General features: G+C 59.5%; 17 protein-coding genes and 1 pseudogene. 9 read left to right on the forward strand and 9 right to left on the reverse strand.

Features of this window, described 5'->3' with window-relative positions; genetic code table 11:
• Positions 1–456 precede the first annotated feature (456 nt).
• Both ACZ5C7_RS17685 and ACZ5C7_RS17690 read left to right on the forward strand, forming a co-directional pair.
• Entirely contained in the window at positions 457–1,608 is a 1,152-nt protein-coding gene (locus ACZ5C7_RS17685; RefSeq protein WP_464377590.1) for a DUF4330 family protein, read from the forward strand.
• Positions 1,601–2,254, forward strand: a complete 654-nt coding sequence (locus tag ACZ5C7_RS17690) for a VanZ family protein (RefSeq protein WP_464377591.1) — start codon at positions 1,601–1,603, stop codon at positions 2,252–2,254. The genes ACZ5C7_RS17685 and ACZ5C7_RS17690 overlap by 8 nt, the downstream gene beginning before the upstream one ends.
• Positions 2,255–2,294: 40 nt before the next feature.
• On the opposite strand, the gene ACZ5C7_RS17695 is transcribed toward ACZ5C7_RS17690, so the two are convergent.
• Both ACZ5C7_RS17695 and ACZ5C7_RS17700 read right to left on the reverse strand, forming a co-directional pair.
• The gene (locus ACZ5C7_RS17695) at positions 2,295–2,534 is read right to left on the reverse strand and encodes a hypothetical protein (protein ID WP_464377592.1); all 240 of its coding nucleotides are present in this window, start codon (positions 2,532–2,534) and stop codon (positions 2,295–2,297) included.
• A gap of 370 nt (positions 2,535–2,904) precedes the next feature.
• Positions 2,905–3,216: an MTH1187 family thiamine-binding protein gene (locus ACZ5C7_RS17700; protein ID WP_464377593.1), complete on the reverse strand. Its 312-nt coding sequence runs from the start codon at positions 3,214–3,216 to the stop codon at positions 2,905–2,907.
• Between the two features lie 365 nt (positions 3,217–3,581).
• Between ACZ5C7_RS17700 and ACZ5C7_RS17705 the strand changes: the two genes are divergently transcribed.
• On the forward strand, positions 3,582–4,082 hold the full coding sequence (locus ACZ5C7_RS17705) for a hypothetical protein (RefSeq protein WP_464377594.1): 501 nt from the start codon (positions 3,582–3,584) through the stop codon (positions 4,080–4,082).
• Between the two features lie 172 nt (positions 4,083–4,254).
• Complete coding sequence (locus ACZ5C7_RS17710; RefSeq protein ID WP_464377595.1) at positions 4,255–4,623, forward strand: hypothetical protein; 369 nt, start codon at positions 4,255–4,257, stop codon at positions 4,621–4,623.
• A gap of 93 nt (positions 4,624–4,716) precedes the next feature.
• Here ACZ5C7_RS17710 and ACZ5C7_RS17715 read toward each other — a convergent pair.
• Positions 4,717–4,818, reverse strand: a pseudogene (locus ACZ5C7_RS17715) (DUF2391 domain-containing protein); the annotation flags it as partial.
• Positions 4,819–4,913: 95 nt separating this feature from the next.
• Between ACZ5C7_RS17715 and ACZ5C7_RS17720 the strand changes: the two are divergent.
• Together ACZ5C7_RS17720 and hepT are read left to right on the forward strand one after the other, a co-directional pair.
• Positions 4,914–5,360, forward strand: a complete 447-nt coding sequence (locus tag ACZ5C7_RS17720; protein ID WP_464377596.1) for a nucleotidyltransferase domain-containing protein — start codon at positions 4,914–4,916, stop codon at positions 5,358–5,360.
• Positions 5,360–5,782, forward strand: a complete 423-nt coding sequence (hepT, locus tag ACZ5C7_RS17725; RefSeq protein WP_464377597.1) for a type VII toxin-antitoxin system HepT family RNase toxin — start codon at positions 5,360–5,362, stop codon at positions 5,780–5,782. The genes ACZ5C7_RS17720 and hepT overlap by 1 nt, the downstream gene beginning before the upstream one ends.
• Positions 5,783–6,088: 306 nt before the next feature.
• Here hepT and ACZ5C7_RS17730 read toward each other — a convergent pair whose 3' ends face one another.
• Positions 6,089–6,706 carry a DUF2391 family protein gene (locus ACZ5C7_RS17730; protein WP_464377598.1) on the reverse strand — a complete coding sequence of 206 codons (618 nt, stop codon included), beginning with the start codon at positions 6,704–6,706 and terminating at the stop codon, positions 6,089–6,091.
• 324 nt (positions 6,707–7,030) lie between these two features.
• On the opposite strand from ACZ5C7_RS17730, the gene ACZ5C7_RS17735 reads away from it, so the two are divergent.
• Positions 7,031–9,586, forward strand: a complete 2,556-nt coding sequence (locus tag ACZ5C7_RS17735) for a hypothetical protein (RefSeq protein ID WP_464377599.1) — start codon at positions 7,031–7,033, stop codon at positions 9,584–9,586.
• Here ACZ5C7_RS17735 and ACZ5C7_RS17740 read toward each other — a convergent pair whose 3' ends face one another.
• From ACZ5C7_RS17740 to ACZ5C7_RS17760, 5 genes are all read right to left on the reverse strand, one after another.
• Positions 9,587–10,036 carry a CBS domain-containing protein gene (locus tag ACZ5C7_RS17740; protein WP_464377600.1) on the reverse strand — a complete coding sequence of 150 codons (450 nt, stop codon included), beginning with the start codon at positions 10,034–10,036 and terminating at the stop codon, positions 9,587–9,589.
• A 103-nt stretch (positions 10,037–10,139) separates the two neighbouring features.
• A complete protein-coding gene (locus tag ACZ5C7_RS17745) occupies positions 10,140–10,472 on the reverse strand; it encodes an AzlD domain-containing protein (RefSeq protein ID WP_464377601.1) in 333 nt (110 codons plus the stop codon).
• 5 nt (positions 10,473–10,477) lie between these two features.
• The gene (locus tag ACZ5C7_RS17750; RefSeq protein ID WP_464377602.1) at positions 10,478–11,233 is read right to left on the reverse strand and encodes an AzlC family ABC transporter permease; all 756 of its coding nucleotides are present in this window, start codon (positions 11,231–11,233) and stop codon (positions 10,478–10,480) included.
• A gap of 296 nt (positions 11,234–11,529) precedes the next feature.
• A complete protein-coding gene (locus tag ACZ5C7_RS17755) occupies positions 11,530–11,868 on the reverse strand; it encodes a DsrE family protein (RefSeq protein ID WP_464377603.1) in 339 nt (112 codons plus the stop codon).
• 159 nt (positions 11,869–12,027) lie between these two features.
• A complete protein-coding gene (locus ACZ5C7_RS17760; RefSeq protein ID WP_464377604.1) occupies positions 12,028–13,203 on the reverse strand; it encodes a sensor histidine kinase in 1,176 nt (391 codons plus the stop codon).
• 273 nt (positions 13,204–13,476) lie between these two features.
• Between ACZ5C7_RS17760 and ACZ5C7_RS17765 the strand changes: the two genes are divergently transcribed.
• Entirely contained in the window at positions 13,477–14,046 is a 570-nt protein-coding gene (locus ACZ5C7_RS17765) for an HVO_2922 family protein (RefSeq protein ID WP_464377605.1), read from the forward strand.
• Positions 14,047–14,150: 104 nt separating this feature from the next.
• The gene (locus ACZ5C7_RS17770) at positions 14,151–14,324 is read left to right on the forward strand and encodes a DUF7556 family protein (RefSeq protein ID WP_464377606.1); all 174 of its coding nucleotides are present in this window, start codon (positions 14,151–14,153) and stop codon (positions 14,322–14,324) included.
• Positions 14,325–14,395: the final 71 nt, after the last annotated feature.

Here is a 14,395-nt window from a genome sequence, read left to right on the forward strand (position 1 = left end):
AAGCACTGCTTGAGCGAGCCTGCGAGCGAAGGAAGCGCGCAGCGAGTCGCAACCGGTCGAGCGCGACGGGGGCTTTCGGGGTGGTAGTCTCAGTACTCGAGACGACCCGTTTGCTCGAGCGAACGGATCCAACCCGGTCGAGCGAACGGACTAAGTACCCACAAAGTACTCGAGAATACAGAACCCGATCCGGGCCAGTGTGCCGACCGCCACTCGAGAACGTCGAGACGCCCAGACATACCTGCAACTGATCGACGAAGACGGGACCCGCTTCGACCTCGTGAACGTCGTCCCGTCCTCGCGCTCGTGATACTCCTTTCCCTGCTCATCGTCGGAGTCACGGTCGTCTCTGAGTCAGTGTCGACTCACCTGCTTTTCTAAAGACACGTTCCTGCAGGACCCGCAGGTATTATTTATATCCACTGGAGATACTCTGCTAATGCAGAGTGACGCGTCGTGACCATCATCGACGAAGACGGGAACCTCTTCGGCGTCGTCAACGTCGTCGACGCGCTGGCAATCGTCCTCGTGATCGCCGTCATCATCGCGGGCGTCGCAGTCGTCGGCGTCCTCGGAATCGGCGACAGCGACCCAGACGAAGACTCGAGCGAACCCGAACAAGCCCTCGAGACCAGATACGCCACGATCGAACTGGGCCACCAGCCGTCCTACGTCGTCGATCGGATCGACGAGGGCGATACCGTCACGCACGAAGACAGCCCGCACAACCTCACGATTACGGACGTCTACGTCACGCCGGACGCGACCAGCAACGGCGAACCCACCGTTACGATACGAACCGAAATCAACGGCGAACTGACAGACCCCGACGACGACTCCTCGAGCATCCGGTACGCAGGCGAGGAACTCCGCGTCGGAACTGACCTCCGACTGGACACAGCGGAGTACACCGCGCAAGGAGAACTCACGGACGTCGACTTCGACAACCCGGCCCTCGAGACCGACACCACTCCGGTCCTCGTCGAAACGACGGTGGACGACCGAATCGCGGCCGAACTCGAGTCCGGCGACACGGTTGCGCTCGGGCCCCACGAAACAGCGACCGTTACCACCGTCGACCTATACCCCGTCGGTGGCGATCAGTACCGGGCGTTCGTCGGTGTCGAGCTCGAGACCATCGCCGAGGGAACGACGCCGATGTACGGAACCCAATCGGTCACGATCGGAACCAGCCTCTCCTTCCAGACCGACGCCTACGACCTCGAGGGTGAAATCCGCCAGCGCGGAACGGACGTGCAAGCTGGCGAGCCGACGACGACCCGGGCCACGATCCAACTCGACTCCGTCAGCCCGACGGTCGCCGAGAGTCTGGGAGTCGGACAGACCGAAACGGTCCGCGGGGAAACCTTCGCGACGATCGAGTCCGTTCGAAGCGAACCCGCCGAGGTCGTCCTCGAGAGCGACGACGGGAACATCCACCTTCGCGAGCATCCGACGAACCGAGACGTTACACTCGAGGTCGAACTTCGGACTCTCGAAACCGACACGGGCCTCAGATTCCACGGCGAGTCGCTCCGAGAGAACGAATCCATCACCCTCGAGTTCGACCGGATCGCTGTCGACGGGACGGTTACAAACATTGACTGAAACTGACACGCCCTCCTGTGAACGGGCAGGACCGCTGTCGGCCCCTCGAAACGCCGGGCTACCGACTTCTACGGACGGACTACCACGCGACCGAGACAGTCACGGTTCTGCCAACGAACTCGTAACTAAACCTCGCTCGAGTAAACGCGGCGACACGGTGTCACTGCGCGTTCCGCTCCTCCCCGAACCGATCCGGTGGCTCCCGGCCGGAGTCGTCGCCGGGTTGATCTGGTACTGGTCGCTCGTGACCACGCCGCCGACCGGCCTGCCGCTCGAGATGGCGATCACGGCCGGTGACAGCGCGGCGACCGCGAGCGGCTTCGGCGTTCCGCTGGAGTCGATGGCCCGTTCCGCGACCGGCCACGCAGTCGCCTATGCAACCCTCGCACTCTGTCTCGTGTACGCACTCGCCGACCGGGAGATCTCACTGACCCGCAAGGTCCTCCTCGTTTTTGTCCTCACGACGGGCTACGGGGCGGCCATGGAAGTCGGGCAACTGTTCCAGCCCGAGCGCATCACGTCCCTCGCGGACGTGGTCGTCAACGCCCTGGGTGCAACGGCCGCACTGAGCTGGTACGGCCTCGAACGCCGGGTGACGTTCGTTCCCGTCGGCGAGTTCCGCCGAGAGAGCCGGAAGGCGACGTGATCGGACTCGAGTAGCTCGACCCCTATCGAAGTCGATTCGTTCACCGTTTGGAATAGCGATCGAATAGCGCTCGTCCGCGGCCCCGGGTCGACAGTTGGACGCCCTCGCCGTCGTCGAGTACCGCCGCAATGGCGAGCCCGGCGATAGCGACGAGGACGAGCACCCCGCCGAATACCGTCAGGAGGGTCAGCCCGCTGTGAAACAGGCTGCCGACGAGGATCGCGGCCCCGAGAATCTGGATGGCCAACAGGATGTCGTACCGTAGTATCGTAGCGTCCATACACTACCTAACGCGCCGAACGGAGATGAAGACCTATTCGGAATAGCCGGTCTATCCGGTTATCTGGCCGTTTTCCGCTCCGTCGTGGCCGACGTGCGAAGGCGGGTGTGAGGACCCGTTCCGATTCGAAACTAGACGTCCCGTTCCGACGAGTGGACGGTAGCATCCGGGACTGGTCTGCGACTCGAGAATCGAGATCGGTACTACGACTCGCGAACCGAGACCGTGACTGCGACTCGAACGACGGGCCAGTCGACGAAGGCAGTTGCACTACCTGACTACGCTACGTTCGTGTCACGCGGGTGAGGCCGGTCGCCGGTTCTCGACCGGCAAGCGTGGCCCCCTTCGGATGGACGCCAACGCGCACCGATTACCGCTCGCGTTTCGGTTCGCGACCGAGGACGCTGGCGACGGATTCGACGCGGTCCTCGGTCTGTTGGTCGCTCTGACGGCGATGGTCGATCTCGAGCGAGGTGATGATGCGGTCGCTTTCGACCGCGTTGTGGGCGGCCCGGACGGCGTCGAACACTTCGTCGACTTCATCGGCCTCGATGACCGTGTCCGTCGCGGTCAGTTCGTAGGAGATGTCGAACTCGTCGAGTGCCTCGATAGCCTGTGCAATCTCGTCCGAGAGGCTCCCGTCGCGGACGGGGATGACCTCGAATCTGGCGATAACTGTCATGGGTACGCTCCAAACTGCCCAGCGGGAACCACCGCCTCCGCTGGCGCGAGTGGGCTACACCAACCCAGGCCATAGTCCTTCGGGGGTCCTTCCCGAAGGCACATCCGGGTTCTCGAGCGGAGCGACGAACCTCGAACGAGGGAAGCATCTCTCGAGCCCAGCGAACCTCGAGACCCGTAAATTGATCTCGAGTCCGCTGAACGCGGATACGGTGTCGAGCCCGCTAAAAGCGGAGACGGTGCTGACACCTGAAAGGCCAAGGGATATACCGGCATCTCCCGCCAGAGAACGCCAGGGCGAGCGCTATTCGAACGAGTGGGTCGACCGTGACTCGCTGGATCGAGTCACGTTCACAAACGAGCAGTATGCATCGACGGACGGCCATCGCGGTGATCACGAGCGCGAGTATCGCAGCCGTGACGGGGAGTACCTTCGACGGGGAGAACGACCCCGAACCCTCCGTCGGCGATACCTCGTCCCAGCCCTCGCGCACCGAACCGGAGTCCGCGCCAGAATCCGACGACGCGAGGCAATCGGGTGTCGGCTTCGACTTGGCACCGTACGACCTGAGCCGGTGTGGTCCCACGTGCGGCGAAGCGAGCACGGCCCTCACCAACACCGGAGATGAGGCCGCGACCGAGGTCCACGTGACCGTCGAACTGTCCGTCGAGGACGATCTCCTCTGGGAGACCGACGAGCACGTCGGGCGACTCGAGGCGGGTGCGACGGTGGACCGAACCGAACGAGTCGAGCTCGGGTTCGGCGACCTCCTCGCGATCCGGGAGAACGACGATCGGGTCACCGTCACGACGATCATCGAATCGGATCAGGTCACGGACCGGATCGTCCGCGAGAAAGAGATGTAGGATGGTCGGACCTCCAGGTTGGGGCCACGCTCTGGATCGGCGGATCCCGTTCAGCGATCCTCGAGACGCTCACTCGCACCGGCTCAACGCCGACACGGAGACGGGGTGTTCCGTAGTCTCTCGCCGGGAGCCCACCCGAACGTTCTATACCGTCGATACGCACTGTTCACTTATGGTCAACCTCCGGGCGGTGAAGTTCGCGATCATCATTTTCGGATTCCTCCTCGCGGCGCTGGTCATCGGTCAGGTTCTCCGCCTGCTCACCTTCATGCTCACGTGGGGCCTGACGATAGCGATCCTCCTCGGACTAGCCTACGTGGCCTACGAACTCTGGTCCGGGTGGAACGCAAACGCGAGCGACGAACGGGAACGTGACCGCCACTCTCGAAAGTCAACCACCACAGCCACCAGCGCGTACGACTCCGTCGACGACGCCAAAGCGGCCTACGCCGACGACGCGTTATCCGACGAGGAGTTCGAATCCGAACTCGAGGATATCATGGACGCCGATTCGAGGGACCTCGAACGCGACTATAACTGACTCGAGTCCCGAAGATGAACGGGCACAACCGCCTACGCAAAGGGGGCGATCACCTACGCAAAGGGCAACTATCTACGCAACCGGATTCGTTGCTCACGAACGCCGTTCGATAAGATCCTCCCCGCGGCTTTCTCCGGGCAGGATATCGCCGAGCGTGGCCCCGACCGCAGCAGCCGTCCAGATGACGGCGACTCGAGACATACCAAAGAAACCAGTGCAATCCAAAGAGACCACAGCCGTTGGTTCCGGCGAACCTGTCTTATAAGATGACGCCGTACGTATGTGTATTCATGCGGAAGGACAGTCACGTCTCGGCCGACGATGTCCCTACCACGCTCGATCTAGAGGGGCTTTACTCGGTCCTTGATGAAGCCGACATCTGTTATGCAGTCCTCTTTGGGTCGTACGTGAGTGGAACCGAGTCATCAACCTCGGATATCGATATCTGCATTCGATTCGACGACGGCCGCTCGCGACGGGAACGCTTTCGGGAACGAAATCGAATCGACGCCGTTGCCCAGTCGTATGCCGACCCTTTCGTCGATATCAGTGACGTAGAAGCGCTTCCAGAGGAAGTTGCATTAGACGCCTTGCAGAATGGAACGCTTCTGTACGGTGATCCGAAGACGAAACGCTTGGACGAACGCCGACTCGAACGGACGGTAACGAACTCGAGTGAACAACGCACTCGGCGTCGACGCGAGTTCATCGATCGACTCGCCGAGGGAGATGTCTGATGGTTGATGAGGCCGTTGTCGTGGATCGGCTCGAACTAATTAACCAGTACACGAACGAATGCAAACAGATGCAGGATATTTCCAAGAGTGCGTATCTCGAGGATATTGTTCATCAACGAGCTGTCGAACGGTCGCTGATGAACGCCATCCAGTCCTGTATCGATTTGGCGAGTCATATCCGTGCATCGGAGAACCTCGAGTCCGGCGAAACGTCACGGGAAGAGATTGAAGCACTCGCGACGGCCGATATCATCACAGCCGATACGAGCACAAAGATGACAGAAGCGGTCGGATTTCGAAACCACCTTGCCCATCGGTACGGAGATGTCGACCACGACCTCGTATACGATGTTCTACAGGAGGACTTACAGTGGATCGACCAATTCCAACAGGAAATCGCAACGTGGTTTCGAAACCGGTGACCTTCTCGTAGCGTTCCGTCTCCTGATAGATTCCCACTTCGAGTAATCCTATCAATTACAATAGCTCGTGTTTGACCTACTCGACGGACAGGAGATCCTCCCCACTTTTCTGAACTGCGAACAAATTAGCACTACCTGATCAAGGGGAGTTAGCACGCAACAAACGACTGCAAGAAGATCGAGTTGTCCACCGATGGCAGTTGTTAATCCACACGACCGCTCGAGAACCTGCGAGCCGGAATACGACCTGTTTCGTACTCGAGCCCGAATCGGGTTCCGAGTCCGAAAACAAACGGAATTCGTTTCCTATGGACGCCGTTCGATAAGATCCTCCCCGCGGCTTTCTCCGGGCAGGATATCGCCGAGCGCGGCCCCGACCGCAGCAGCCGTCCAGATGACGGCGACTCGAGCGAACGCCTCGAGTCGCGTCGGGTCCTCGGCGTGGAGTCGCCCCCAGAGGAACATCGAACCCAGCGCGACGGCGAACGAAATCAGCAGAATGCCGGTCAATCGCTTTGGAAGCACGCCGAACAGTAGTCTGGGTTTGACCTGCCGGATGTCTGTGTAGTGTAACAACCCGGCGACCAGCAGGACGGTACAGAGGATATTCACCAGCAAAAAGACGGGGACCGGCCCGACCGACATCGTCACGAACCACTCGGCGATCTCGAAGACGCCGTCCTCGACGAGCAGGGGTAACGAGAAGATGATCCCCCCGACAAACCCCTCGGCCACGTCCCGGGTCGTGTACTTCTTGATCCGTTCCGAGCCGGGAACTCCCTCGAGCATGCGTTTGACCGTTCGAACGTCCCGTTGCTCGGACGGACTGGAGACGGACTCCTCGAGTTCCTCGAGTTGGTCCAGAACGTCTCCGATTTCGTACTCGCTCGATAGGTCGGTCTCACTCGCCCCCTTCTGTGACATGCGTGGGTGTTTCGAAAGTCGAGGGAAATAGGTACTGTCCTGGACTGCCTGGTCCCCGCTTCGAGTGCCGCTGGACTATCACAGTTGGAACGACACCGCGATCAAACGCCGTTCGAGCAGTTCGCAACTCGAGCGGAGCGGCATTCGTATATTTGGCGCACTTAACGCATCTAACAAGTCCTTAAAGTAAAGATATATTACAATAATCGCCCAGAGAGTATTTCAATAAGCCATCGAAATAAGTCGAAACATAGTATCGGTGTCGTTTCGATGAATGCGAATCCGCCATCCACCCTGCAAGCCACCCCCTCCGGAGTCACCACCATGCTCACGAACGTCTGGTCCCGTTCTATTCGGTCGCCTCGTACGTCCCAGTTCGCGAAACACGCCCTCGTGGGATTGATCGTGAGTCTCGTCGTGGTCGGGACGCTCCTTGGTGCCGGGACTGGCATCGGGATGGGGGCTGCAGATAGCGACGATGAGTCCTCTCTCGAGGCGTCCGAGATGGGAGTTAACGAAACGGCCTTAGAGACGCAAGCAACGCTTGCAACAACGAACCATCCGGATAACGTCGTTGTAGTTCAGCTTGAAAACGGTACTGTCGTAAGTGGAGGAGCAGTTAACGAGACATCAGAGCAGACATTTTTACAACACGAGACCGATGACAACGACGAAGAATACCTTGTAATCTCGGGAAATCTCGACCAAGATGTTGTACAGTTTCACGGTGAGCCCGTGAACGTAAAAGATCAAGAAGAAACGTTTATCGAACACGATGGCAGTGAATCGCCGGACTTGTTCGTCGAAAACACGTCAACTGGGATCCAAATAAATCCCGACAACGGAGTCCTAGAGACCGAAGATGAGGTCCCCATCGTTGATGGACAAAGAGGAAAGGAAATAACATATCGAAACCACGGTGGAGCAGTTCTCGAACCGAACATCACCGCTGTTAACGAGCCTGATGAAGGTGAAGACCTGATCGTCAATGCGACGGTTGCTAACCAAGGGTATCAATACTATACAGGTAATCCCACACTCGAATGGCACGATGGGGACAATAACGTATGGAGCGACGTTGCTGACAGCTTCGTGATTATCGAGCCGAATGACGAAATAGAATTGTCATTCGAGATCGAAACCGAGGCGGGAGATAGCTCAATTGATGAGCTCCGATTCGATGTTGATTCTGGAGAAATCGGTGAAGATCAGGATACCCGAGAGATAGAGATAGGAGAGGCTGGAATCGAAATTACCGACATCGGAACAACCACCCCAATCGCGGGTGAAGACCTTGATATCGGTGTCGAGATCGAACGTACCGGTAACGTTCCGGTGGATGATATGACCGTCGAGTTCAGAGTCGAGAACGAAACCGTCGAAACGGACGACCTCGAGATCGACCCTGGCGACACGACGGAGGGAGAGATTTCCTACGAGACGAGTTCCAGTGACGTTCCAGAACTCGATGTCGAAGTTGTCATTCCAGAAATAGACGAATCCGCAGCAACTGAAGCGACGATCATCGACGCGGATGAGCACGAGGACAATATGGGTGTCGAGGTGTATAGCGACGATATCGAAATCGGAAACTTCAGCGAAGAACTCGAGGTAACGGGTGAATTCACGTACGACGACGATGACGTTCTCGACGCAGAGGACCGAGAGATCCCGACTGAGTTCCTAATCAACGGAACTGTCGTCGAAGAACGGGACGTAACCATCGACGAATCGCCGTACGAAGAAACGTTCACGTACGATCTCACCGAGAGCAAACTTCCCGTAGAGAACGTCTCGCTCGAGACGCCCGGCGGGTCCAACGTAACGGAGTTCGACCGAAACGTGAGCCTCGAGTTCACCGATGTCGACGACACCTTCTCCTCGAGCGAGCCGCTGTCGGCGACGGTGAGCGTCGAAAACGGCGGCGAGGTGCCCGAGTTCCAGAACCTCACCGTCGGCGTCGAGGACTCGGATAACGTCGAATCGAACGCGACCCAGAGCGAGGAGTTCCTGCTCAACGCCTCTGAAACCGTCGAACACTCCTTCGAGTTCGAGTTGACGTCTCACGCGTCGTCGGGCATCGAACTCACCGCGAACACGAGTACCGTTTCCGACACGGTGACGACGAACAGGTCGGTCTTCGAGGCCGAGGACGTCGAGCTGCGGGGCATCGACGACCCCGACTCGGAACTCTCGATCGCCGGGAACGTGACGAATACGGGAGACGTGACGGACACGCAGACCGTCCAGTTCGTGCTGGACGGCGAGACCGCGGCCGAAGAGGAACTGACGCTCGAGCCCGAACAGACTGAACTGGTCTCGGCCGTCGTCGATTCGCCGGACGAAAGCGGCGAATACACCTACGGAATGACGACCAACAACGAGTCGCTGAACGCCTCCACAGCCGCGGAACGGACGGCGACGATCGAGAGTCCGTCTGATCAGTCGCTGCTCGATCGGGTCTCTCCGCTACAGTTCGGGGTGCTCGTGATCGGGCTGCTGGCAATACTGGGTCTGCTCCTCAAATACCAGGACGACCCGGAGGCGTTTCAGACGCGCGCCGCCGCGCTGACGGCCAGAGCACACCGTAGCGTACAGCGTGTCATCGGCGGCGGCGACACGATCGTGATCGAGAACGGACTCTCGCGCGATGCGACGGTCCGGCTCCGAGTGCGGGACTCGGACGAGGTCGTTTTCCTCGAGGATCTCAACCTCGCCGACGGCGAACGACGCGAGTTCAACTGTCTTCCCGACAGCGGCGGGTTCGAGGTCGGCGCGGGCGTCGACGATATCGACTCCCACGCGGAAGTCTTCCAGGAGAAACCGAACGGCGTCGGGGTTCGCCTCGAGCCGGACGGCATCCACATCCTCGAGCAGTAATCAGAACTCTTCTCGAGGCCACCGATCGCGCCGAGATGTGTTATTTTGTCGAATCCGCCGAATTTCCTTCGTCAACGCTCCGTAGTGATCGATCAGATCGTGCGTCGTGAGAATCCCCTCGATTTCGAGCCCCGAAACCACGACGAGTTTCTTGATTTCCTCGTCTCGCATTCGCGTCGCGGCGAGGCGAAGCGTTTGCGTCGGTTCGACGGTCACGACCGGATGGCTCGCGACCGCCCGCGTCGGAATTTCCGCGAGCGGGTTGCCCGTCTTGTACGTCGCGAGGACGATATCCGACTCCGTGATGATGCCGTAGGAGTTGCCCTCGGTCGTGATGACGACGCTCCCGATCCCGTTCCGGAGCATCAGTTCTGCAACCGACTCGAGGGACGTCTCGGCCCCGCAGGTGATGACCCCCTCGGTCATCGCGTCGGTGACTCGAGCGCACATGTGGCCGTTGTTTAAACCGAAGTTGCTTAATTGACATGGTCGATATCGTGAATTTCGATGACTTCGCTCGTCCAAACGAATTCGAGCGCCCGATCTGCGTCCGCTACACCCACTGGAGGAACCAGAGGACGGCCATTCCGACACCGACGGTGAGGAGCATATTCTCTGTATACCAGGCGACGACGAACGCAACCAACCCGGCAACCAGTTGCTCGTTCCGCGGCGAGAGGACGAGAACTCCCTCGAGGTAGGCCAGATCAGGGGAGATCAGCGCAGCGAAGACGGCGATCGGGACGAACGGCAGGACGGTGCCGATCGCGGGTGGAACGTCACCCAACCGCTGAATGCCGAGCAAAAACACGCTTCGGAGGACGTACGTCCCGATCGCGATGCCGACAATGGCGATCCAAATGATGGTCGAGTCTACGTTCGCCATCGGAGTTACGCCCCACCCGGTCCGGCACGTAGTCGGTCGAATAGCGTTCCAGCGGCGATGCCGGCTCCCGCGGCGACGAACAGCCCGAGGTTGAACGGAATCCCGGCGGCGGGTATCGCCACGAGCCCGGAAATAACCGCGACGAGGACGGGGCCGCGTCGGTTGAGCGCCGGCGCGAGCAGCGAGATGAAGATAAGCGGAATAGCGAAATCGAGGTTCAGTCCGTCACCGATGGACATCCCCGCCGCTGCACCGACGGCGGTCGCACCGACGAACGAGATGACGAACGGGACCGTCAGCCCGAGATAGTACCACCCCTGGTGGACGGCAGCGGGGTCGTCGGCGGGTCCATCGACTTCGATATCCGCGGAGTCGTCGGCCGCATCACCCGCTGGTCCGTCTCCGAACTTTGCGATAGCGAGCGCGTAGTTGACATCCGAGAGCGCGTATCCCATCGTCGCTCGCCAGCGAGCGGGGAGTTCGCGAACCGTCGGAGCGAGCGACGCGCCGTACATCATATACCGAAGGTTGAGCACCAGGACTGTCGTCAGGACGACCGACAACGCCGCGTCCGCCCGCAATAGATCGACCGCGGCCATCTGGGCGGCCCCGGCGAAGACGAACAGCGACATCGCCGTCGCCTGTCCCGGCCCGATACCGACCTCGACGGCCGTCGCGCCGAACAGCAGTCCGAACGGGATGTTTGGCGGCAGAGCGGGCGCAACATCACGCACACCTGACACGAAGTCGCCTTGCTCCATACCGTAGACAAAAGAATCAGCAACTATAATGATGAGTTTCGAGGAACAAACGTGAAAAGCACCTGACTATAGTTGTGGTCGGCCCTCGAGAACGCCGCAAGTACGACAGATGCCCGCAAAATCTCGAGTGAGCTGTTCGGAGCCCAGTATATTGGGACCTCCTCACGCGTGGACGGTGATCTCGAGGGTACCGGGCTCGACCCGAGAGCTGGCGACGCAACCTGAAAGTTGGCGGACTCGGCTCGAGCATCGACGAACTCGACTTGCCGCCCCCCGAAGTTCACCGGATATCGAAACTACGGCCGAAGGTACGCGTAGCCCTCGTCTTGCAGCCGAGTCACCTCGACGGCACCTTCGGGGACGGTCTCGACCCCCTCGAGAAGATCAGATTCCTCGAGATCCATCATCTCGAGGGTGTTCGAGCAGGCGCGAACGGAAACGCCGTCCTCGAGCAGCGATTGCACGTCGTCGACGGTCTCCGCGTCGTTCGTAACGGTCACGATTCCCTTCGACTGGACGACGATCGCGACGTCGTCGATGCTGTCGGTCTCGTCCTCGAGAAGGTTTCGTGCGATCGCGAGTGCGGTCTCTTGTTCGTCTTCGTCTCCCGAGAGGAGGTGAACGACGGTCTGCATGGCTGGACGGACACGTCTCTCGAGTGAGTAAATGATGCTTGCAAGGACAGCCGTTAGGAGACGAAGGCTATCGCCGCAGACTTCGAGGGAATACCGTCACCGTAGGCGAAGTGGACACCCATTCCGTAGCCGCAGTTGGAAAACGAACGTTGAGTTTGTTCAGCCGCTTTCGTCTCGAAACTCCAGCTCGTCTTCGGTCGCCGGCGGGAGCGTGAACGAAAAGGTTGCCCCCTCGCCGGGTTCGGAGTCGACCCAGATCTCTCCGTCGTGACGCTCGACGATCCGTTTGCAGAGGGCGAGACCGATCCCGGTTCCCGCGTGCTCTTCGTGGGTGTGGAGTCGTTGGAACACCTCGAATACGTCCTTGTGTTTGTTCGCCGGAATCCCGATGCCCTCGTCGGTCACGGAAACACACCATTTCGAATCGATCGGACTCGCCGAAACCTGCACGTGTGGCCGGCCGTCGTCGTTGTATTCGACCGCGTTGCTCAACAGGTTTTGGAACACGTGGTGCAGTTGTCTCCGATCCCCCAGCACGCGAGGCAGCTCCCCGTGCTCGATCGTGGCGTCGTGTTCGTCGAGTTGGAGTTCGAGATTCTTCGTCACCGTCGCGAGCACCTCCTCGAGGTCGACGGGTTCTAACGGATCGCCCCGCGTTTCGACGCGCGAGTACTCGAGCAGCGCGTCTATCATCTCTTTCATTCGCTCTGCGCCATCGACGGCGTAGTCGATGAAATCCTCGGCGTCATCGTCGAGGTCGTCTCCGTATCGCCGTTCGAGGAGTCGGAGGTAGCTCGTGATCATCCGAAGCGGTTCCTCGAGATCGTGAGACGCAGCGTACGCGAACTGCTCCAGTCGCTCGTTCGACGCCTCGAGTTGTGCTCTGATCTCTCGAAGCTCTTGATTTCGTCGGACAACCTCGTGGGCTCGCGTTTTCGCTCGTGCGTCGTGAGACCCCACGCCGAACCCGGCGACACTGCTGAGCGCCGAGAGGATGAGTACGCTTCGATCCGGGTCGTTGAGACTGTCAGCGGGCTGGATGTGGTAGATCGTCAGAATACCGAACATGATCGCGATGCTCCCGAGACACCACCGGGTGATCACCGAGTAGAACCTCGGATCGATATCCGTTCGCGGCAATTGGTATCCGCCCCAGAACAGGATGAATCCGGGGACGGCGACGAGCAACGAAACGATCAAGACGTTCCGGAGGGGGTCGCCGTCGATAGTTTGTGCGATGCTCCACCCGATCGCGAGCACGACGTAAAGTACGCCGAGTGCCGTGATGGTTCGTCTCCCTCCTACCCTCGAGGTGCTGACACTCACGGACCCCATTGTCACTCATCGGAACGGGACTACTATAGGAATTTGTATTCGAAGGTCCCACCGTTCACATAATTATAAATTATTTAATACTAACTGGAATAATTAGATAATAGCTTTGACGGGGGGAATTCATCCGAAATCAGAGTGGGACGATTTCTCCGCACGACAGATAACGTACCGCTTCGCGCTCATATCGGAGCGCATCCCACAACGTGTGTGAATTACGGACGTTCATCCCCTCCATAACTGGGCTATTTGGGTTGATTCGGAGAACACCTTCGCATGACCGACGAACTCCTTTCGTTCGAGACGACCAGTTCGCGAGCGGACGTTGCGGCGATGTTACACACCGTTGCCGACGAATTCGACGACGGAGAGACGTTCCGGGTGGCGTTCGAAGACCATTCGGTATCGCTGGCTCTGGCCGAATCGTTCTCGTTCGAACTCGAGATCGAACGCGAATCGAACGACGAAGACGAGGACGAAATCGAACTGGAAATCGAACTCGAGTGGAGAGAGCCGGCTGTCCCCGAGGACGACGCCGAGTCAAACTCCGCGGACGAACGTGTGCACGATTCCGAACCCGACGAAACGTCGACTCGAGAGACCGAGACAGGCGCAAGTGAGGACCCGCCACAGCCGACAGCTCGTGAGAGCATGGGGACGTTCCAGCTATTCGAAGACCGCGCAGGCGAGTGGCGTTGGCGACTGGTTCACCGGAACGGGAATATCATCGCGACGAGCGGCGAAGGATACACGACCAAACGAAACGCCGAGAAGGGGATTCGGAGCGTGCTCCGGAACGCCCCTGACGCTGACGTGATCGACCAATCCGACTCGACGTCCGACTGAGGACGGGCGTGCGTCTACGCCGCGACCAAATCCGTCTCCGACGCAAACGGATACGATCCGGGATTTCACGCAGAACTTATATTGTGTGGTACTGTATGCCACCCATGGTCAGAGATGGTCCTCGAGAGTCCGCTGCCGCGGAAACGGAACGAGAGGTGCGGGCGTCGGTCGACCACGGGCACTCTATCCCTCGCTTTCGGCTCGACGAGCGGACCGAAGACGATGCGTGGCTCTCGGTTCAATGTCCCGCGGTCGTCTCCTTACAGGAGTGGCACTGACCGCTAAAGCCGCGATAAGAGCCCCGAACTTATCCCCGAGACGGATCTCAATCGAGTAAAATTCGCTCGAG

This window comes from Halostagnicola alkaliphila, assembly GCF_055379965.1.